The following is an 18,784-nucleotide window of genomic DNA, read 5'->3' as shown; positions in this document are numbered from 1 at the left end:
AGACCGATGACGGACGCCGAAGATAGCCTTCTCACCGCCGTCGATCAAGGGGTAGGGGCCGACTTCCGGGCCGACGGCGAAATTCACCGCGACTGGCGGCCGACCACTGACGAGGTGCATGGTTGGGGTGACGACCGAGTTGTGCGCGCAGAATTTCTTGCGCACCTGCTCGTTAAACGACGCCTTCACGTCCAAGTTTTCGGGGCACGAATCGACGGTGATCTGCAGTTCAGTAGAGGCGCGCAGATCGCTCTCAGCGCCGCTCACTGCGTGTTCACCGGGAACGCCTTCTTCGCTGGTGTAACTTTCACCGAGGGTGCCAGTTTTGCCGGGGCCACTTTCCGTAAATTCGCCGAGTTCGCCAGAGCAAAGTTCTTAGGGGAAGCAGGATTCTCTTGGGCGTCGTTCGCCACTGGCGCCCGATTTCGCGGTGCAGAATTCACTGAGGAAGCTCTCTTCGCTGCCGCAACGGTGACCGGGGAAGCCGTGTTTCGAGACGCCAAATTCGCCACGGGCGCTGTGTTCCGCGAGGCTACGTTTACCAAGGACGCCGTGTTCGCGGGGGTTACGTTCCCAGGCAAGGCGGTGTTCGCGAACGCCACTTTCACAGAGAAAGCCGGATTCGAACAAACTACGTTCGACGGGCTCGCCGAATTTCAGGGGGCCAAGTTAGACGGCCACTGTAGGTTTAGTTCGGCCACGTTCGCCAAGTTCGCCAACTTCACCGACGTCACATTCACTGGCAACGCAGCGTTCGAGGACGTCAAGTTTTCCGGCGTTGCTGAGTTTCGCCGTGCCACCTTCACCCAGGACGTCGCGTACACCAACGGTGAGTTCACTGGAGAAGCTGGGTTCCGCGAGGCCACGTTCGCCGGGAACGCCGGATTCCGCGATGCCACGTTCGTCGAAGATGCCAATTTTGGCGGCGGCAGCAAGTTCGCCGGGACGGCGGGCTTCAACGGAGCCAAGTTTAAAAAGGACGCCAGGTTCGACGAAGTAACGTTCGCTGGCAATGCCAGGTTCAGTGAAGCCGAATTCTGCGGATACGCCGGGTTCGTTGCGGCTACGTTCGTCGGGGACGTCGACTTCGGTGGAAGTCGGGGCTCAGATTCGTCCAGGTTATCTTTCGGCCAGAGTCACTGGAAGTCAGCACGGGTCGTTGGCACCAATATCTCGGCCGGAATTGTGTCGTTCGCCGACGCAGTCATAGACGAGGCCGTGCGGTTCGATATAACTTGTCGCAAAGCCGATCTTACCCGTTTGCAGGCACGTAAGAGGCTGCACCTAGTGGTCGACGGGGCGGCAGTGGACTGTCCGAGTGCCGAGTTTGGGACCGGTTCTCGAATTGAGGGGTCCACGTACTCTGGCGCCAAACCGAGCAGGATTGTGTCACTGAGCCGCGCGCAGCTGGCTGGGGTCACACTAAGTGGAATGGACCTGTCAGGGTGTCGGTTCGGTGATGCCGACGGCGTAGACAGGCTCGTTATCGACTCCACCAACAATCTGTCAGCCTGGCGCAGCGCCCGAGGGGGTTGGCCGGCGCGGGTCCGGGCACACCGTCGGATGATTGCCGACGAGATCGCACACGACACACCCCATGCAACCGGTAGCGCGGCCCGCGCGGAACGGGTGCGGGGGGCAGCTGCTGGCAGTGTCGCAGAAACTTACCGATCCCTACGTAAAGCGTTGGAAGACAACAAGGACGAGGCGGGTGCCGCCGACTTCTACTACGGCGAAATGGAAATGAGACGCCTTGCCGCACCGCGGTTCAGTGTAGAGCGGTGGCTGCTGACCGCCTATTGGGCGGTGTCGGGGTACGGATTGCGGGCATGGCGAGCGGTCGTAGGGCTCGTCGCTGTGATTGGGATGGCTGGGCTGCTGTTCAGCTTTGAGTGCTTGGCCCGAGAGACCACGACCTCAGTCATCGACAACGTCAACTTGCAGGATGGGAACGTCAATTACGTCACCTCCGACGAGCACGGGTTGGCGTGGTGGCAAGCGACGTTGTTCGCGGCGAAGGAAACGGTGGGATTGTTCCGTACCAACCAGACCGGGATCACCCTCGTCGGCGTCGGGAACATCGTCGACCTTACGGTGCGGATCCTTGGGCCCGCCCTCATCGCCGTGGCAGTCCTGGCCATCCGCAACCGCACCAAGCGGTAGGCGAGGCCGCAAACCGGCTACCGTATCCCGACGCGTGCACCGTCGCCGAGTGTGGTGCCATGCTTCATCGGTTCTGGCCTACTAAAACGGTTGGATAGGTACATCGAGATCTGTTGCACAGCAAAGAATTTATCGGATGGCTAGGGAATGGGGTCGATCCTCAGTGCTGACCGGGGTTGTACGGCTGGTCCGGCCCCAGGGGATGGCGATATCACATTTGCTTCATGACCCATACTCCTGTTCATCTGTATCTGGTGCCAATTTCGCGCTGACCTGCGGTGCAGCGATTGCGTTGATCAGGTTGATCGGCGGGTCACCGAAGGTGGCGGCTGTCAGCGGGGTGATCGTCATCGTCGGATTCGTCGTCCTGGTACGGCCGTCGCCGAGTGTGCTGCGCGCGGCGATGATGGGCGGAGTCGGTCTGCTCGCGTTGTTGTCGACGCGACGTGCTCGCGCGGTGCCCGCCCTCGGTGTCGCCGTGATCGGGGGACTCCTGTGGTGGCCGGAGCTTGCGAGCGCGCCGGGGTTCGCATTGTCGGTCGTGGCGACAGCCGGACTCGTGCTGATCGCGCCGTCGATCCGAGACATGCTGCGCGAGTGGAGAATCCCGCCTGTCGCCGCCGAGGTGCTGGCTATCGCCATCGCTGCGCAGGTCGTGACGGCGCCGCTGATCGCGATGATCAGCGGGACGTTCAACGTGGTCTCTATTCTGGCCAACGTCGTCGTGGCGCCGGTCGTCGGAGTGATCAGTGTGGTGGGAACACTCGCCGCATTGATCGGGCTCGCCGGAGAGGTGGGAGCTGTGGTTGCCCAAGTGTTACTGCGCGCGATGTCGCCGGAGCTGTGGTGGATGATCACCGTGGCGCGGGTGCTCGGTGGATTGAGTTGGGCGGCAATCGAAATACCTGACGGGCTTGCCGGGATGGTGCTCGTTATGGCGTTCACAGTCCTGGGTGCGGCGTTGGTGAATCGACGCTCGATCGGGTGGGTGCGGCGTCGTACGCACAGTCGGGGGAACGAGACGCACGGTCGGCGGAGGGACGGGTGCGACCGGTAGTAGGGAAGGTGTCCGGTGCGTCGTCGGGGTTGTCGGGGCGTTCTGGCACCATGAGTGGCGTGACCGATCGCCTGCATCTGCTCCTCGGAGACGACGACTTCCTCACCGGACGTGTGATCTCGGGTGTGACGAGCGAGCTGTCCCACCACGCAGGCTCCGACATCCCGGTGACGCGTGTGCGCGCGGGCGACGTCAGCGAATACGAACTGGCCGAGCTGTTGAGTCCGTCGTTGTTTGCCGAAGACCGCGTAGTCGTCGTCGAGTCGGCGGCAGAGGCGGGTAAGGAGCCCGCAGCGCTGATCACGCGGGCGGCTCGTGAGCTTCCCGACGGCATCACGCTGATGGTGATCCACACCGGCGGCGGCCGGACGAAGTCGATGGTGGGCGAACTCCGCAAGGCCGGTGCCGTCGAACACGACTGCACTGCGCCGCGCTGGCCGTCGGAACGAATGGACTTCGTCCGCAAGGAGTTTCGTGAGCTCGGCGTGAAGGTCAGCGCCGACGTCGTCGAGCAGGTTGTCGAGGGGGTCGGTGCGGAGCTTCGTGAGCTTGCCGCGGCGTGCAGTCAGCTCGTTGCCGACACCGGCGGGAAGATCGACCGCGACGCGGTGCGCGTCTACTACCAGGGGCGCCCGGAGGTCACGGGATTCGAGGTCGCCGACAAAGCCGTCACCGGTGATCGAGCCGGAGCGCTCGAGTCCTTGGCGTGGGCGGTGCACCACGGGGTGCCTCGAGTACTGCTGGCCGATGCGCTCGCCGAGGCTGTGCACGCGATAGCTCGCGTACGCGGAATCGGCTCGATGGATCAGTACGCGGCCGCGTCGGAGTTGGGCATGCCGCCGTCGCGTGTCAAGAAGGTGCAGTCGCAGGCACGGGCATGGGATTCGCCGTCGATCGCGCAGGCCGTCGTGGTGGTTGCCGGACTCAACGGAGATGTAAAGGGACAGGCCGCCGACGCAGACTATGCGCTTCTGCATGCGGTCGACGCTGTTGCATCGTTGCGCCCGACGTCGCGTCGGCGCTGAAGCGTGCAGGGCTGAGCTCGCAGGACTGAACCACTCAGAAGCCGGAGCGTGCGCGACCACGCAACTCACCCCGGCGACCGCGTGGAAGTCGCCGGGGTGAGTTGTCTCGACAGGGGAACGGTCGGCGCTGCGATCCGGCGTGCTCCCGTGTGCACGGGGCGCGTCGCGGGTGCGCGCTCTGACTCGTTCAGCTCCGGCTGATGCCGGAGAGTGCTACCTCAGAGCTTGTTGACGGCCACAGCGATGGCCGACTTCTTGTTGGCTGCCTGATTGGCGTGGATGACGCCCTTGCTGGCGGCCTTGTCGAGCTTGCGGCTTGCCGACTGTCCGAGCTCGGCGGCCTTGTCCTTGTCGCCGGCGTCAACAGCTTCGCGGAAGCTGCGGATCGCGGTGCGCAGCGAAGAGCGCACGGACTGGTTGCGCTGCCGACGGATCTCGTTGGTGCGGTTGCGCTTGACCTGGGACTTGATGTTTGCCACGCGTGTGTACCTATCAGTTGTTGGTGATTGCTGTTGCTGGGTGTTCCTGAGCAGGTCAAACGGGTGGACAGCACGTGTCCGCCGTCGACTCTGCGACAGCGGTCTACTTTACCAGCCGGAAACAGGGGTCCCAAATCCGCAGGCGTTTGCTCGCGCGCGATCGTGCGTCTCCCACCGATCGGCTGTGAATCCTCACAGCATGTGTCGAGCTCGCGGATGTGTGCGTGAGCACAACTAAACTAGACCCATCATGTCAGTTGTCTTCATTCACGTCGGATTACCCAAGACGGGCACCACCCATCTCCAGGATCGCCTGTGGTGGAACCGCGACCTCGCTTTTCGTCACTCCGGGCTGCTCTACCCGGGAAACGAGATGGCGGATCACTTTCACGCCGCAACCCACCTACAGCCCAGTCGGTATCTCGACTGGGTCGACCCGGCCTTCGCCGGAAGGTGGTCGACGATGGTCTCGCAGATGCGTGCTTGGCCGGGGACGTCGCTGGTGTCGCACGAGTTGTTCGCGACGGCGCGCGAGGAACAGATCGAGTCGATGGTGAACGACCTGTCCTTCGCCGACGAAGTCCACGTGGTCGTGACCGTTCGTGATCTGGCCCGCCAACTGCCCTCGGTGTGGCAGGAGAACGTCAAGAACCAGCGTCTGGCGTCGTTCGACGACTTCGTGACGTCGGTGCGTCGGCACGCGCCACGTCGAACGGGGTCCTGGGGCGGCGACATGGAGGAGGAGCCCTTCTGGGAATTCCAGGACTACGTGGGCATCCTCGGACGGTGGGCCAAGTTCGTCGGGCCGGAACGAGCTCACCTGGTCACCGTGGCGAAGCCGGGAACGGGCACATCGTCGTTGTGGGACAGATTTCTCTCCGTGCTCGACGTAGATCCGGCGCCGATGACCATCGACGTTCCGAACAACAACACGTCACTCTCGGCAGCGCAGGCAGAGCTCCTGCGCCGGCTGAACTCGCGCCTACAGCCCGACGACATCGAGTGGGATCGGTACGAGCGCGTCGTCAAAGGTCACATCATCGCCAAGGTCTTGTTCGCACAGACCGGCGGCACACCACGTGGGCTGTCCACCGAACAGCGTGCGTGGGCGGCCGACGAAGCCGAGACGATGATCGACGCTGTGCGCGTGGCCGGGTATCCCGTGACCGGTGATCTCGGGGATCTCTCTGTCAGCACGATGGCAGGCGACGACGCCCGGCCGCCGACAGTCGACGAGATTCTCGACGCCTCGCTCGACGCGATCGCGGGAATCGCGCAAACGATGCCCTACCCCGAGACCGGGGCTCGATTGCAGACGCGCGCGGCGAACGTGGCTCGCCGGATCGGGCGACGCGTGGTGTCGCTGCGTCGAACCCTGGGCTAGGTGTACTGCTAGGGCCTGCCTCGGCCTGCGGCCAGGAATGGGGTCAGGAGAACGCCGCTGCGACGCGCCCGCGCAGACGTCGTGCCGACTGGAGCGATCTGAGGCACCATGTGTGTCTATGAGTCCCGCGTCAACCGGTGCGCAAGCCAAGAAGGCATCGCGCAAAACCGCGCCCCCGTCGTCGTCGAAGTCCGTCACAGCCGCCAAGTCGGCCAACGGCAAGGGCGCCGAACCGGGACAGGTTGCCAGGAGCGCCAAGGCCAAGGTCGTCAGGGAGACAGTCCCCACCGAGACCGGAATCTTCAAGGGATACTCGAAAGGGCCGTACGGCAAGGCCTTTGACGAGATGTTCGACGCCGACGGCGAGGTGCGCCCCGCGTATCGCGGCATCTTCAAGGTCATGGCCGAGTCCGATCGTGCCGACCTCGAAGCCCGCGTCGACGCACTCGGGCGCGCGTTCATCGACCAGGGCATCACGTTCTCGCTCTCGGGTAAGGAGCGACCGTTCCCGTTGGACGTTGTGCCACGGGTCATTTCGGCCGGGGAGTGGAACAAGCTCGAGGCGGGCATCACTCAGCGCGTGCAGGCGTTGGAGTTGTTCCTCGATGACGTGTACGGCGAGCAGGAGATCCTGCGCGACGGTGTGTTGCCCAAACGTCTGGTTCATTCGTGTGAGCACTTTCACCGTCAGGCCGCAAACATCCGTCCTCCCAACGGAGTTCGCATTCACGTCGCGGGCATCGACCTGATCCGTGACGCCAACGGCGACTTCCGGGTGCTCGAGGACAACCTGCGATCGCCGTCTGGTGTGTCCTACGTGATGGAGAACCGTCGCACCATGGCTCGGGTCTTTCCCGACCTGTTCTCCACGCACAAGGTGCGACCTGTCGCCGACTACCCGAGTCACCTGCTGCGCGCACTGCGGGCCTCGGCAGCGTTCAACGAGGCCGACCCCAACATCGTGGTGCTCACCCCCGGTGTCGCGAACTCGGCGTACTTCGAGCACTCGCTACTCGCGCGGCTGATGGGCGTCGAGCTCGTCGAGGGTCGAGACCTGTTCTGCCGCGACAACGTCGTCTACATGCGCACCACCGAGGGTGAGCAACGCGTCGACGTGATCTATCGACGCATCGACGACGACTTCCTCGATCCCATGCAGTTCCGTCCGGATTCGATGCTCGGCGTGGCAGGCCTGCTCAACGCGGCGCGCGCGGGCAACGTCGTGATCTCGAGCGCGGTGGGCAACGGTGTCGGCGACGACAAGCTGATCTACACCTACGTGCCGGACATCATCAACTACTACCTGGGCGAGAAGCCGATCATCGGCAACGTCGACACGCTGCGCTGCTGGCTGCCCGAGGAGTGCGAGGAAGTGCTCGATCGGATCGACGAACTCGTCGTGAAACCTGTTGAGGGATCAGGTGGTTACGGGATCGTCTTCGGTCCCGACGCCACCAAGGCCGAGCTCGACACCCTTGCCCGCAAGGTGCGCAACGACCCCCGCGGATGGATCGCCCAACCCGTGGTGCAGCTGTCGACGGTGCCGACAAAGGTCGGCGACTCACTACGACCGCGGCACGTCGACCTGCGTCCCTTCGCCGTCAACGACGGTGAGAAGGTCTGGGTGTTGCCGGGCGGATTGACCCGTGTCGCGCTGCCCGAGGGCTCTCTCGTCGTCAACTCCAGTCAGGGTGGCGGCTCGAAGGACACGTGGGTGCTCGCCAGCCGGGCGACGCAGAGTGAGCGCGAACTCGGCGGTGGCAAGGTGGTCACCTCCAAGGCCGCCAAGGCGGCCAGGCCTGCCGAGAGCGCACCCGACCCGGTCTTCGAACAAACGCAGCAGCAACAGCAAAGCGGTGATCCCCGATGATGTTGGCCCGCAACGCCGAATCCCTCTACTGGATCGGCCGCTACGTCGAACGTGCCGACGACATGGCGCGTCTGCTCGACGTCGCTATCCATCAGCTCCTCGAGGACACCTCCGCCGACGTCGACGGTGCGGTTCGGATGGTCATCCAGGTTCTCGGACTCGAGGTGCCCGACACCGACGAGCCGCTCGACGTGTGGTCGCTCACCGAGCACGTGGCATACGCGAAGGGCTCGGCCGGATCAGTCGTCGACCTGATCCGCGCGGCACGCGAAAATGCCCGTGGCGCACGGGAAGTCACGTCCAGTGAGATGTGGGAGTGTCTGAACACCACCTACAACGGACTGGCCGAAGCGGAGCGTCGGGGGCGTCGACTCGGACCTCACGAGTTCCTCTCGTACGTGAAGAACCGCGCAGCCATGTTCGCCGGACTCGCCGACGCGACGATGAGTCACGACGACGGCTACCGGTACCTGCTGCTCGGCCGCTCCGTGGAGCGGGTCGACATGACCATCCGGATGCTTCTCTCCCGCGCCAACGATCCGATCAACTCGCCCGCGTGGGTGAATGTTCTGGTGTCCGCCGGTGCCCACGACACCTACCTGCGGACCTATCGCGGTCTGCTCGACGCCGAGAACATCGTGCAGTTCATGTTGCTGGACAGGCTCTTTCCGCGATCGGTGTTCCACGCGCTTCGTGTCGCGGAGCAGAATCTCGCGGAGATCGAGAAGCGCCCGAGCCGCGTCGGCGAACAGGCCGAAGCGCTGCTGCTGCTGGGACGAGCGCGCAGCTCGCTCGAGTTCCTGGAACCGGGCCGACTGCTCGACGGACTGCAGGAACGACTTCTCGATCTGCAGGACACCTGCCGTGCCGTCAACGAGGCGGTCACGGGTCAGTACTTCCATGTGTCACCGTATGTGTCGTGGGCAGATGCCCGGGTCAGCGATGGTGAAGAACACTTCATCGAGGAGAGTGAACTGTGAGCTGGCGTCTGAGGGTCGTGCATTCGACGGGCTTCGCCTACCAGAGTCCGGTCACCTCGTCATTCAACGAGGCACGGCTGACCCCGCGAAGTGATACTCGGCAGAACGTGATCGTGAACCGTGTCGAGACGGTGCCCGCGACCCGTGCGTACCGCTACACCGATTATTGGGGCACCGCTGTCACCGCCTTCGACCTCCACGCTCCGCACGAGGAGCTCGAGGTGTCGGGGATGTCGGTCGTGGAGACCGAGGCCGGCGAGCGTCCCGGCCCCGACAAAGCTGTGACGTGGGAGGAATTGGAGAGCGACTACGTCGCCGACCGCTACGACGAAATGCTGTCCTTCACAACGTATGTGCCGAAGAACGGGCGTCTGGGTGCGACAGCGCGGCGCATCGCCAAGGGGCTCGAGCCCGAGGACGCCGTCGAAGCGATCTGCAAGTTCGTGCACGAGGAGATGGAGTACGTACCGGGCACGACAGGTGTGCACAGCACGGCCGTCGACGCGTGGAACGAGCGTAAGGGTGTGTGTCAGGACTACGCGCACGTCAGCCTCTCGATGCTGCGCGGTTTCGGGGTGCCCGCCCGGTACGTCTCCGGTTATCTGCATCCCAAGCCCGACGCCAAGATCGACAAGACCGTCGAGGGGCAGAGCCACGCGTGGATCGAGGTGTGGACAGGCGGCTGGTGGGGCTATGACCCGACCAACGACACTCCCATCACCGAGCAGCATGTCTCGGTGGGCGTCGGCCGCGACTACTCCGACGTCTCGCCGCTCAAGGGCATCTACACCGGCGGCAAGGCGACAGACCTCGACGTCGTCGTGGAGATCACGCGGCTGGCCTGACCCGGCCTCGGTTCCGCCGCCGGCAGATGTGTGTCGAATCGAAGGAATTGGGTGCTGCAGCAACCACATCCTTCGATTCGACACACATCTATAGCTCGACGGGCCGCCGGTTTACCGCCAGCCGTAGTCGCGCCGCAGTCGGTCGGCGACGGCGTCGAAGCGCTCCTCGTCGAGGATGGCGCCCTCGCGTCGAATTCCGTGTTCGAGGACGTACAACACGCGGTCGAGACGGATGTAGCTCTCGCGGTGTTCGTCGTCCCAGACGCCGGCCCCGAGTTCCATCCAGTTCGGGTCGTCGCGGTGGTAGTCCTGGCTCGAGAGCATGAGGCCGAGGAGATGCGTGTGCTCTTCGCCGCGGTCGCGTCCGACGACCAGCACCGGACGGTCCTTGCCCTTGCTCGGATCGTCCTCGTAACGCACCCAGGTCCAGACGATCTCGCCGGGATCTGCCGCGCCGTCGAGGTCGGGGGAGTAGACGATCTCGCGCGCCGCGTCATGGGTGGGGCGCGCCTGCGTCCGGCCCGTCATCGGGTCGACCCGTTCAGGATCAGGTCGTCGACGGCGTCGGCCGCGAGCTGAGCAGTCGGCTTCTTGTCGGGTTTCAGGTCGTGGCCGGTTTTCTCGATCTCGACGAGCCGCGTCGGCGCGGCAATGAGCGCGATGGTGTCGGTGATCTCCTCGGTCGTCGCGAAGGGATCCGACGCTCCGTGCACGATCACTGTCGGAACCGTGATGTCGCCGAGGTGCTCGGTGCGCGCGCGTTCGGGTTTGCCGGGCGGATGCAACGGATACGACGACAGCAGCAGTCCCGCCGCGTGGCCGGCAGCTCCGTCCTCCGCGACGACCATCGATGCCTGCCTGCCGCCGTACGAGTGTCCGCCGAGGACGAGCGGACCGTCGGATTCGGATGCGAACAGTGCGGCCGCCTCGCGGATGCCGTCCCGATCGCCTGCCGCACCCGACGGGCTTGGCGGACCCTTGGGCTTGCGCTGCCGGTACGGCAGATCGATACAGGCGACGAACAGCCCGCGGGCGCTGAACTCCGCGCCATACGCCCGCATGATCGCGGTGTGCCGGTTGCCTCCCGCGCCGTGCGCCAGCACGAGCACCGCGCGAGGTGGGCCGTCCGGACGGTAGATGTCTGCGACGACGCCGTCGCCGGTGAAGGTCTCGGGACTCACGGCGTCCACGTTATAAGTTGCAGGGATGAGAGCCATACGAGTGGCGTGGCTTGCGATGGCAGTGGCGGCCCTTGGCTATGCGGTGGCGTGCGGATTCATGCCCGTAGGAGAGGTGACGGTGAGTTGTGGCAAGAGCGGCGAACTGTCGGTCGCCGGTGCGCACGCCGGCGCGACATGTGAGGACTCGATTTTCGCTGCGCTCGGGCCACGCAGGCTGATCGAGATGGGTCCGTTGTTGGTGGTGGCACCCCTGATCGCGGCGGTCGCGCTGCGCGTCTGGGTGTCATGGCTCGTCGTGCCCGCGATGGCCGTGCTGGTGTTCGTCGGCGTCGCGAACTGGGCTGACTTCTGGCTCCTGCTCTCGTTCGGCGCGCTTGTGCTGCTCGTCGCATCGATCGTCGTTGCGACGGCTCATCTCGCCGTGCGCGCACGCAGGGACTCGCAGCGCGCTCGGGGCGTTGAAGCGGGTTCGCTTCAGAATCTGACCGGCCTCAACCGTTCGGATCGAGCCAACTAGGCTGCTCCGACGCTTCTCTCGCAACCCGGCCGCGTCCCGCCGACGGCAGGCCGTGAGAAACTGGATACGACGACCACACCCGCATCGCACTCGAGTACTGGTGCGCACCTGTAGGAGCAGTTCGATTCCCACTTTCGCCGACACCACGTTCACCGATCCCAGCCGGATCCGGAACTTCTGCATCATCGCGCACATCGACCACGGCAAATCGACGCTGGCCGATCGGATGCTGCAGCTCACGGGCGTGGTCGCGGAGCGGGACATGCGCGCCCAGTACCTCGACCGCATGGACATCGAGCGTGAGCGTGGCATCACGATCAAGGCGCAGAACGTGCGCCTGCCCTGGAAGTCCGACGGCCCGGACGGGCCGCAGACCGACTACGTGCTGCACCTCATCGACACCCCTGGTCACGTCGACTTCACCTACGAGGTGTCGCGTGCGCTCGAAGCGTGTGAGGGTGCCGTTCTGCTTGTCGACGCCGCGCAGGGGATCGAGGCGCAGACGCTGGCAAACCTGTACCTGGCGATGGACAAGGACCTGACCATCATCCCGGTGCTGAACAAGATCGACCTTCCCGCCGCCGACCCCGACCGCTATGCCGAGGAGATCGCGCACATCATCGGCTGCGAGCCCGACGACGTGCTGCGCGTGTCGGGCAAGACGGGTGCGGGCGTCACGGAACTGCTCGACGAGGTGATCAAGCTGGTGCCGGCTCCGCAGGGCGACCCCGATGCGCCTGCGCGAGCCATGATCTTCGACTCCGTCTACGACACCTACCGCGGCGTGGTCACCTACGTCCGCGTGGTGGACGGCAAGATCGTCCCACGCGAGAAGATCGCGATGATGTCGACCGGAGCGACGCACGAATTGCTCGAGGTCGGCATCGTCTCGCCGGAGCCGAAGCCGACAAAGGGGCTCGGCGTCGGCGAGGTCGGTTACCTCATCACCGGGGTGAAGGACGTGCGGCAGTCGAAGGTCGGTGACACCGTCACGACCGCCCGCCACGGCGCGACCGAGCCGCTGACCGGCTATCGCGAACCGCGCCCGATGGTCTACTCCGGCCTCTACCCGCTCGACGGCTCCGACTATCCGGTGTTGCGCGACGCTCTCGACAAACTGCAACTCAACGACGCCGCGCTCACCTACGAGCCGGAGACCTCTGTCGCGCTCGGCTTCGGTTTCCGCTGCGGCTTCCTCGGACTGCTGCACATGGAGATCACCCGAGAGCGGCTCGAGCGCGAGTTCGATCTGAACCTGATCTCCACCGCACCCAACGTCGTCTACCGGGTGGTCATGGAAGACGGCTCCGAGTCGATCGTCACCAACCCATCCGACTGGCCGGAGGGCAAGGCACGCCACATCTACGAGCCGATCGTCAAGACGACGATCATCGCGCCGAGCGAATTCATCGGCGCGATCATGGAGCTGTGTCAGTCACGGCGCGGTGAGCTCGGCGGCATGGACTACCTGTCGGAGACACGCGTCGAGATGCGCTACACCATGCCGATGGCCGAGATCATCTTCGACTTCTTCGACTCCCTGAAGTCGCGCACCCGCGGTTACGCCAGCCTCGATTACGAGGAGGCGGGCGAGCAGGAAGCCGACCTCGTGAAGGTCGACATCCTCCTCCAGGGTGAGGCGGTCGACGCGTTCAGCGCGATCGTGCACCGCGACGCCGCGTTCGGCTACGGCAACAAGATGGCCACCAAGCTCAAGGAGCTCATTCCGCGTCAGCAGTTCGAGGTGCCCGTCCAGGCGGCCATCGGATCGAAGATCATTGCGCGCGAGAACATCCGGGCGATCCGCAAGGACGTGCTCGCCAAGTGCTATGGCGGCGATATCAGCCGAAAGCGCAAGCTGCTCGAAAAGCAAAAGGAGGGCAAGAAGCGGATGAAGACCATCGGTCGGGTCGACGTCCCGCAGGAGGCATTCGTGGCCGCGCTTTCCACCGACTCGATGGGCGACAAACCGAAGGGCAAGTGAGGTCATGGGTACAGACAACGTGAATCCCGTTCTCGCACAGAGCGATCTACCGCACGGCCTGCCCGACTTCGCGTCGATCTCCGACGACGACTTCCTGCCTGCGTTCACCGACGCGATGGCATCGCAGCTGGCCGAGATCGACGAGATCGCGAACAATGCGGAGCCGCCGACGTTCGGCAACACCGTCGAAGCGGTCGAGTTCTCCGGACGCGATCTGGCACGCGCGGCCGGCATCTTCTTCAACCTCGTCGGTCCGGACACCAACCCGAAGCGCAACGAGATCAGCCGGGAGCTGTCGACGCTGCTGACCGATCACCAGAACACGATCGCGATGAACCCCGTTCTCTTCGAGCGTATTTCGAAGGTCCACGACGACGCCGACGATCTCGACCTCGACGAGCCGCAGCGTCGGCTGCTCGACAAGCACTATCGCGGCGCGGTGCGCGCCGGTGCGGGCCTGTCGCCCGATCAGCAACAGGAAATGCGCGAGATCTCGTCGCGACTGGCGCTGCTCACCACGACGTTCTCGCAGAAGATCCTCGACGACTCCAACGATTCGGCCGTGTTCGTCGACGACGCATCCGCGCTCGACGGAATGTCGGCCGGTGAGATCGCCGCCGCGCGACGTGCCGCGACTGACGCAGGGCACGACACCGGATATCTGATCGCCCTGGAACTGCCGACCAGCCAGAGCGTCCTCACCGAGCTGACCGACGGTGCTGTTCGACGCCGCGTCTTTGAGGCATCGATCAACCGCTGTGCGCGCGGAAACGACAACGACACAACCGAATTGGTGTTGGAGATCGTGCGGCTACGCGCCAGGCGTGCGGAGTTGCTCGGATACAGCGATCACGCCGACTACGTAATCGCGGAACAGACCGCACCGTCGGCGGAGGCCGTCGACGACTTGCTGCGCGAACTCAGCGCGTCGGCGATGCGAGCGGGGGACCGTGAGCTCGACGACCTCCGGGTTCTCGCGGGCGACGCCGAGATCGGTGCCGCGGACTATACCTACTGGCTCGCGCGCGCGGCGCGGTCGAAATCCGATGTCCCGCTTGATGATTTCGCCGACTACTGCGAACTCGAGACGGTCCTGACCCGCGGGGTGTTCTACGCGGCCAACGTGCTCTACGGGCTGCGTTTCGTCGAGCGTCCTGAGCTGCCCGCCTACCACCCCGACGTTCGTGTGTGGGATGTACTCGACGAGAACGGGCGAAGCATCGGACTGTTCCTCGGTGACTACTTCGCGCGCCCGTCCAAACGTGGTGGTGCGTGGATGAACAGCATCGTCGACCAGTCGACTCTGCTGCAGACACAGCCCGTCGTGGTCAACGTGTTGAACCTGACGAAGCCCGATGACGGCGAGAAGTGCCTGCTCACCGTCGATCAGCTCACCACGCTGTTCCACGAGTTCGGGCATGCGCTGCACGGATTGCTCTCGGCGGTTGACTATCCGTCGCAGTCCGGGACGTCGGTACCGCGCGACTTCGTCGAGTTCCCGTCGCAGGTCAACGAGATGTGGGCGCTGCACCCGTCCGTTCTGGCCAACTACGCGCGCCATCACGAGACCGGCGAACCCATTCCCGCGGAGCTCGCCACGGCAGCACGCGAGTCGGCAGGAACCGAATCTGCCCACAGCACAATCGAATACCTCGCGGCATCGGTTCTCGACCTCGCGTGGCACCAACTCGACACCGCGCAGGCCGAGGCGATCACCGACGTGGCGGGCTTCGAGGCGCAGGCGCTTCGGACGGCGGGCATCGGCACCGACCTGATCCCGCCGCGCTACCGGAGCACCTACTTCAACCACATCTTCGGCGGCGGCTACTCGGCCGGTTACTACTCGTACATCTGGTCGGAGGTGCTCGACGCCGACACCGAGCAGTGGTTCCTGTCCGAGGGTGGATTGCAGCGCGAGAACGGTCGACGCTTCGCGACGTCGACGCTGTCGCGCGGAGACAGCGTCGACCCGCTTGTGGCGCATGAGAAATTGATCGGACGCAAGCCCTATATCGAGCCGTTGTTGGCGCGGCGTGGGCTGTGACGGCGCTCGCCGCGGCTGGTTGTTCGACCTGATCTGACCTGGAGAAGCGGTACACCAGCTGGGGTACGGTTGGGATTTCGACGGTGTTGCCGATGTGGCGGGAGGTGTATCGCGATGGCGGCCGCTGCCCCCATGCCGACGCGCAAAGACGCCGTACGGAATCGCAAGAAGATTCTTGTTGCAACGGGCGAAGTGCTGCGCGACGACTATGAGAACGTCAGCATTCCCGTGATCGCGGAGCGTGCCGGGGTCGGCACTGCGACTGTCTACCGCTACTTTCCCTCGTTGGAGACGCTCGTCCGTGAGTATCTGCACGGTGTGATCGTCGAACTGCGTGACTACAGCCAGGATTCGACGAAAACCGGCACCGCCCTGTTCGAGGATGTCGTCGCTCATCTCGGCCGGCTTCTGGTGATCAACGGTCCAGCAATGGTCCGGCTGCGTCGGCCGGTGGGCTTCCTCACCCGACTACGGGAGGGCGACCCGACGATCCAGACGGTTCGGGACGCCTGGGAGCGTCCGATTCGGGCGGTGCTGCGCAGCAAGGGAATCGACGACTCCCACTTCGATCACGCGCTGTTTCTGTACAACCAGATGTTCGATCCTCGCGAGGTACTCGACCTGTTGGCCAGCGGTCTGTCCATAGACCAGACGATGAGTCTGCTGATGTCGACGTACTACGGTGCCCTCGACGGAATGGTTGCTGCGAAGATCTGAGTGACCACCGCGCGGTTCAATCACGGCGCGTGGCACCAGTGCTGTGGTGCAATTGGTCAGTGGTGAACGCATCCGCACCTTCGCGTCCTGATCTGACGCGGTACGCGCTCCTGAGCATTGTCACGGCCTTGGTCGTGATCGTGATGAAGCTGATCGCATGGCGCGTCAGCGGGTCGGTTGGTCTGCTCTCCGACGCACTCGAATCGGTGGTCAATCTCGCTGCCGCGATCGCCGCATTCTTTGCGCTGCGGGTGGTCGCGAAACCCGCTGACGCAGAACACAATTTCGGGCACGCGAAGGCCGAGTACTTCTCGGCGGTGTTCGAAGGCATCCTGATCGTCGTGGCGGCCATCGCGATCATCGTGGCCGCGGTGGATCGGCTCCTGCATCCCGCCGAACTGGAGGCGGTGGGACTCGGACTCGCCATCTCGGTCGCCGCAACCGTGCTGAACGGTGCCGTCGCGGTGATCCTGCTCCGGGCGGGCAGGCGCTATCGCTCGATGACTCTCGAAGCCGACGGCAAGCATCTACTCACCGATGTCTGGACCACCGTCGGCGTCATCGTCGGCGTGTTCCTTGTTGCCGTCACCGGGTGGCTGCCGCTCGACTCGATCGTTGCCATTCTCGTCGCGGTGAACATCATCGTCGTCGGTGCGCGACTCATCTGGCGCTCGGGCGATGGACTTCTCGACGCCGCGCTGCTCGCCGTCGACCTCACGACGGTCAACGACGTGCTCGACCGGTTCCGTACCGACGAGGTGGCATTTCACGATGTGCGCACAAGAGAATCGGGGCACGAGCGGTACGTGCAGATGCACATGCTGGTACCGGGGGTGTGGAGTGTCGACCGTGCCCACGACGTGGCTGAACGTGTCGAAGACGAACTGCACGCGGCTCTCGATCATCTTCGAGTGAGCATTCATATCGAGCCGATCGAGGATCCGCGCGCATACGAATCGTGGCGGTTGGACTCAAACCCGCACTAGCGCAACCTTTTCCGCAAGACGCTGCCTGTGTGAATTTGCTGTGCGATGCTGCACCACATGACTCGCAGTGTTCACCGCGTCACTGCTGCTCTGCGGCGGGACCTTCGTCGATGACCCACAAGGATCGCGCCCAAAGCGATTCCACCCACAAGGATTCCGGCCAGAACGATTCCATCCAGAAGGCGTCCATCACCGTCGCGTCGGCGACGGCGATCGGCGTGGGCGGGATGATGGGTGCGGGTCTCTACACGCTGGTCGGACTAGCTGCGACCACAGCGGGCGTGTGGATTCCGGTGGCATTCCTCGTCGGTGGTCTGGTCTCGCTGTTCAGCGTGTACTCGTACGCCAAGCTCGGCACTCGGTTTCCGAGTCGCGGAGGCGCGGCGCAGTTCCTGATCCGCTGTTTCGGCGACGGTGTCATCGCGGGCGGGCTCAACATCTTTCAGTTCCTCGGCTGGATCATCGCGATGGCGCTGTATGCCTCCGGATTCGCAGGCTACGCACGACATCTGCTGCCCTTCGATACCCCGGACTGGTCGGGGAAGGTCATCGGCGTCGCGCTGGTCATCGTCTTGATCGGGGTGAATGCGGTCGGGTCGAAACTCGTCGGCAGATCCGAGATGTTCGTCGTGGCGATCGAGGTGGCCATCCTCGTCGCGTTTGTGATCGCGGCGTCGTTCAAGTCGGACCCATCGAACTTCCAACAGAGCGGTGGAGAAGGTGTGATCGGCATCTTCTTCGCAGCAGGCCTGCTCTACGTCACCTACGAGGGGTTCGGCGTCGTGACGAACTCCGCAGGCGACATGAAGAACCCCGCCAAAGAACTCCCGCGCGCCATGTACCAGGCGCTGTTCATCGTGATCGTCGTCTACGTGGTGATCAGCTCGCTGATCGTCATGGTGATGACGCTCCCCGATATCGAGGCAAACCAGGGTCACGTGCTTTCCGACGCCGGGCGCGTGGTGCTCGGACAGGTCGGATTCATCGTGATCGGTGCCGCAGCGCTGCTCGCCACCGCATCCGGCGTCAATGCCACGTTGTTCGGACGCCAACCTGGCCTTCACCGTCGCCAAGTCCGGTGAGATGCCTGCCGACTTCGCGCGTGGGGTGTGGCGGAGCGGGACGTGGGGACTCCTGCTGGCCGGTGCACTCACCTGTGCGTTCGTCGTCTTCTTTCCGCTGTCGTCGGTGGGACAGATGGCGAGTCTCGCCTTCTTGATCGTCTACGGGGCGGTCAGCGTCGGCCACCTGCGGGTCCGTCACCAAACGGGCGCAAAGGCCTGGCTGTTGATCGCGGCGGTCACGCTCAACCTCGCGCTGTTCTGCCTCCTCCTCGGATACGCGATCCACACCGGACCCGCGAGTACGTGGATCACTCTGATCGTCGTACTGATTGCGAGCTTCGTCGCGGAGATCGTCTATCGAAGGGTGACGCACAGGAGCCTGCGGCTGGAGGCGGGGGCCGCGGGCGGGGGGGCCCGGCCGCCGCCCCCCCGCCGGGCCCCCCGGGGGCGGGGGGGGGCGCCGCGGCGCGGGCGGCGGGGTGGCGGGA

Annotated in this window: 16 protein-coding genes and 1 pseudogene; 14 read left to right on the top strand and 3 right to left on the bottom strand. The window is 64.5% G+C overall.

What is annotated here, in order from left to right; translation table 11 throughout:
* Window positions 1–6: 6 nt before the first annotated feature.
* The 3 genes from A5766_RS06600 (at window position 7) to holA (ending at window position 4,245) form a co-directional block, all read left to right on the top strand.
* Window positions 7–2,163, top strand: a complete 2,157-nt coding sequence (locus A5766_RS06600) for a pentapeptide repeat-containing protein (protein ID WP_197501370.1) — start codon at window positions 7–9, stop codon at window positions 2,161–2,163.
* A 292-nt stretch (window positions 2,164–2,455) separates the two neighbouring features.
* Complete coding sequence (locus tag A5766_RS06595) at window positions 2,456–3,220, top strand: ComEC/Rec2 family competence protein (protein ID WP_442902950.1); 765 nt, start codon at window positions 2,456–2,458, stop codon at window positions 3,218–3,220.
* 50 nt (window positions 3,221–3,270) lie between these two features.
* Window positions 3,271–4,245, top strand: a complete 975-nt coding sequence (holA, locus tag A5766_RS06590) for a DNA polymerase III subunit delta (RefSeq protein WP_005205138.1) — start codon at window positions 3,271–3,273, stop codon at window positions 4,243–4,245.
* Between the two features lie 218 nt (window positions 4,246–4,463).
* On the opposite strand, the gene rpsT is transcribed toward holA, so the two are convergent.
* Window positions 4,464–4,724: a 30S ribosomal protein S20 gene (rpsT, locus tag A5766_RS06585; RefSeq protein WP_005205136.1), complete on the bottom strand. Its 261-nt coding sequence runs from the start codon at window positions 4,722–4,724 to the stop codon at window positions 4,464–4,466.
* Between the two features lie 250 nt (window positions 4,725–4,974).
* On the opposite strand from rpsT, the gene A5766_RS06580 reads away from it, so the two are divergent.
* The 4 genes from A5766_RS06580 to A5766_RS06565 all read left to right on the top strand — a co-directional run bounded on the left by A5766_RS06580 (window position 4,975) and on the right by A5766_RS06565 (window position 9,803).
* Window positions 4,975–6,108: a hypothetical protein gene (locus A5766_RS06580; protein WP_005205134.1), complete on the top strand. Its 1,134-nt coding sequence runs from the start codon at window positions 4,975–4,977 to the stop codon at window positions 6,106–6,108.
* A gap of 118 nt (window positions 6,109–6,226) precedes the next feature.
* Window positions 6,227–7,978 (top strand): circularly permuted type 2 ATP-grasp protein, encoded by a 1,752-nt coding sequence (locus A5766_RS06575; protein WP_064903913.1) that lies wholly within the window; start codon window positions 6,227–6,229, stop codon window positions 7,976–7,978.
* Window positions 7,978–8,958: an alpha-E domain-containing protein gene (locus A5766_RS06570; RefSeq protein WP_197501367.1), complete on the top strand. Its 981-nt coding sequence runs from the start codon at window positions 7,978–7,980 to the stop codon at window positions 8,956–8,958. The genes A5766_RS06575 and A5766_RS06570 overlap by 1 nt, the downstream gene beginning before the upstream one ends.
* The gene (locus tag A5766_RS06565; protein WP_064903909.1) at window positions 8,955–9,803 is read left to right on the top strand and encodes a transglutaminase family protein; all 849 of its coding nucleotides are present in this window, start codon (window positions 8,955–8,957) and stop codon (window positions 9,801–9,803) included. Before A5766_RS06570 ends, A5766_RS06565 begins: the two co-directional genes overlap by 4 nt.
* 111 nt (window positions 9,804–9,914) lie before the next feature.
* Here A5766_RS06565 and A5766_RS06560 read toward each other — a convergent pair whose 3' ends face one another.
* Both A5766_RS06560 and A5766_RS06555 read right to left on the bottom strand, forming a co-directional pair.
* Window positions 9,915–10,331, bottom strand: coding sequence for a type II toxin-antitoxin system PemK/MazF family toxin (locus tag A5766_RS06560; protein WP_064903907.1), 417 nt, complete (start codon window positions 10,329–10,331; stop codon window positions 9,915–9,917).
* Window positions 10,328–11,020: an alpha/beta hydrolase family protein gene (locus A5766_RS06555; RefSeq protein WP_005205119.1), complete on the bottom strand. Its 693-nt coding sequence runs from the start codon at window positions 11,018–11,020 to the stop codon at window positions 10,328–10,330. Before A5766_RS06555 ends, A5766_RS06560 begins: the two co-directional genes overlap by 4 nt.
* On the opposite strand from A5766_RS06555, the gene A5766_RS06550 reads away from it, so the two are divergent.
* The 7 genes and pseudogenes from A5766_RS06550 to A5766_RS06520 form a co-directional block, all read left to right on the top strand.
* On the top strand, window positions 11,010–11,501 hold the full coding sequence (locus A5766_RS06550; protein ID WP_005205117.1) for a hypothetical protein: 492 nt from the start codon (window positions 11,010–11,012) through the stop codon (window positions 11,499–11,501). The two genes, A5766_RS06555 and A5766_RS06550, sit on opposite strands and share 11 nt — an antisense overlap.
* Before the next feature lie 100 nt (window positions 11,502–11,601).
* The gene (lepA, locus tag A5766_RS06545) at window positions 11,602–13,485 is read left to right on the top strand and encodes a translation elongation factor 4 (protein ID WP_039855239.1); all 1,884 of its coding nucleotides are present in this window, start codon (window positions 11,602–11,604) and stop codon (window positions 13,483–13,485) included.
* Window positions 13,486–13,489: 4 nt separating this feature from the next.
* The gene (locus A5766_RS06540) at window positions 13,490–15,529 is read left to right on the top strand and encodes a M3 family metallopeptidase (RefSeq protein ID WP_064903905.1); all 2,040 of its coding nucleotides are present in this window, start codon (window positions 13,490–13,492) and stop codon (window positions 15,527–15,529) included.
* Window positions 15,530–15,643: 114 nt separating this feature from the next.
* Window positions 15,644–16,246, top strand: a complete 603-nt coding sequence (locus tag A5766_RS06535) for a TetR/AcrR family transcriptional regulator (RefSeq protein ID WP_082965465.1) — start codon at window positions 15,644–15,646, stop codon at window positions 16,244–16,246.
* A 59-nt stretch (window positions 16,247–16,305) separates the two neighbouring features.
* Window positions 16,306–17,232, top strand: coding sequence for a cation diffusion facilitator family transporter (locus tag A5766_RS06530; RefSeq protein ID WP_064903903.1), 927 nt, complete (start codon window positions 16,306–16,308; stop codon window positions 17,230–17,232).
* 110 nt (window positions 17,233–17,342) lie between these two features.
* Window positions 17,343–18,314 (top strand): APC family permease, encoded by a 972-nt coding sequence (locus A5766_RS06525; RefSeq protein ID WP_005205111.1) that lies wholly within the window; start codon window positions 17,343–17,345, stop codon window positions 18,312–18,314.
* Window positions 18,262–18,784, top strand: a pseudogene (locus A5766_RS06520) (hypothetical protein); the annotation flags it as partial. The gene A5766_RS06525 and the pseudogene A5766_RS06520, both read left to right, overlap by 53 nt.

Origin of the sequence: Gordonia sp. 852002-51296_SCH5728562-b, from assembly GCF_001665475.1 — a bacterium.
GTDB lineage: Bacteria > Actinomycetota > Actinomycetes > Mycobacteriales > Mycobacteriaceae > Gordonia > Gordonia sputi.
Note: the sequence above shows the minus strand (reverse complement) of the source record. Positions and strands in the feature narration are given on the sequence as shown.

Excerpts from the sequence above, each read along its gene's own strand:
- A5766_RS06600 (WP_197501370.1), top strand. The coding sequence starts at position 7 with ATGACGGACGCCGAAGATAGCCTTCTCACCGCCGTCGATCAAGGGGTA.
- holA (WP_005205138.1), top strand. The coding sequence starts at position 3,271 with ATGAGTGGCGTGACCGATCGCCTGCATCTGCTCCTCGGAGACGACGAC.
- A5766_RS06580 (WP_005205134.1), top strand. The coding sequence starts at position 4,975 with ATGTCAGTTGTCTTCATTCACGTCGGATTACCCAAGACGGGCACCACC.
- A5766_RS06575 (WP_064903913.1), top strand. The coding sequence starts at position 6,227 with ATGAGTCCCGCGTCAACCGGTGCGCAAGCCAAGAAGGCATCGCGCAAA.
- A5766_RS06570 (WP_197501367.1), top strand. The coding sequence starts at position 7,978 with ATGTTGGCCCGCAACGCCGAATCCCTCTACTGGATCGGCCGCTACGTC.
- A5766_RS06560 (WP_064903907.1), bottom strand. The coding sequence starts at position 10,331 with ATGACGGGCCGGACGCAGGCGCGCCCCACCCATGACGCGGCGCGCGAG.
- A5766_RS06550 (WP_005205117.1), top strand. The coding sequence starts at position 11,010 with ATGAGAGCCATACGAGTGGCGTGGCTTGCGATGGCAGTGGCGGCCCTT.
- A5766_RS06555 (WP_005205119.1), bottom strand. The coding sequence starts at position 11,020 with ATGGCTCTCATCCCTGCAACTTATAACGTGGACGCCGTGAGTCCCGAG.
- A5766_RS06540 (WP_064903905.1), top strand. The coding sequence starts at position 13,490 with ATGGGTACAGACAACGTGAATCCCGTTCTCGCACAGAGCGATCTACCG.
- A5766_RS06535 (WP_082965465.1), top strand. The coding sequence starts at position 15,644 with ATGGCGGCCGCTGCCCCCATGCCGACGCGCAAAGACGCCGTACGGAAT.
- A5766_RS06525 (WP_005205111.1), top strand. The coding sequence starts at position 17,343 with ATGACCCACAAGGATCGCGCCCAAAGCGATTCCACCCACAAGGATTCC.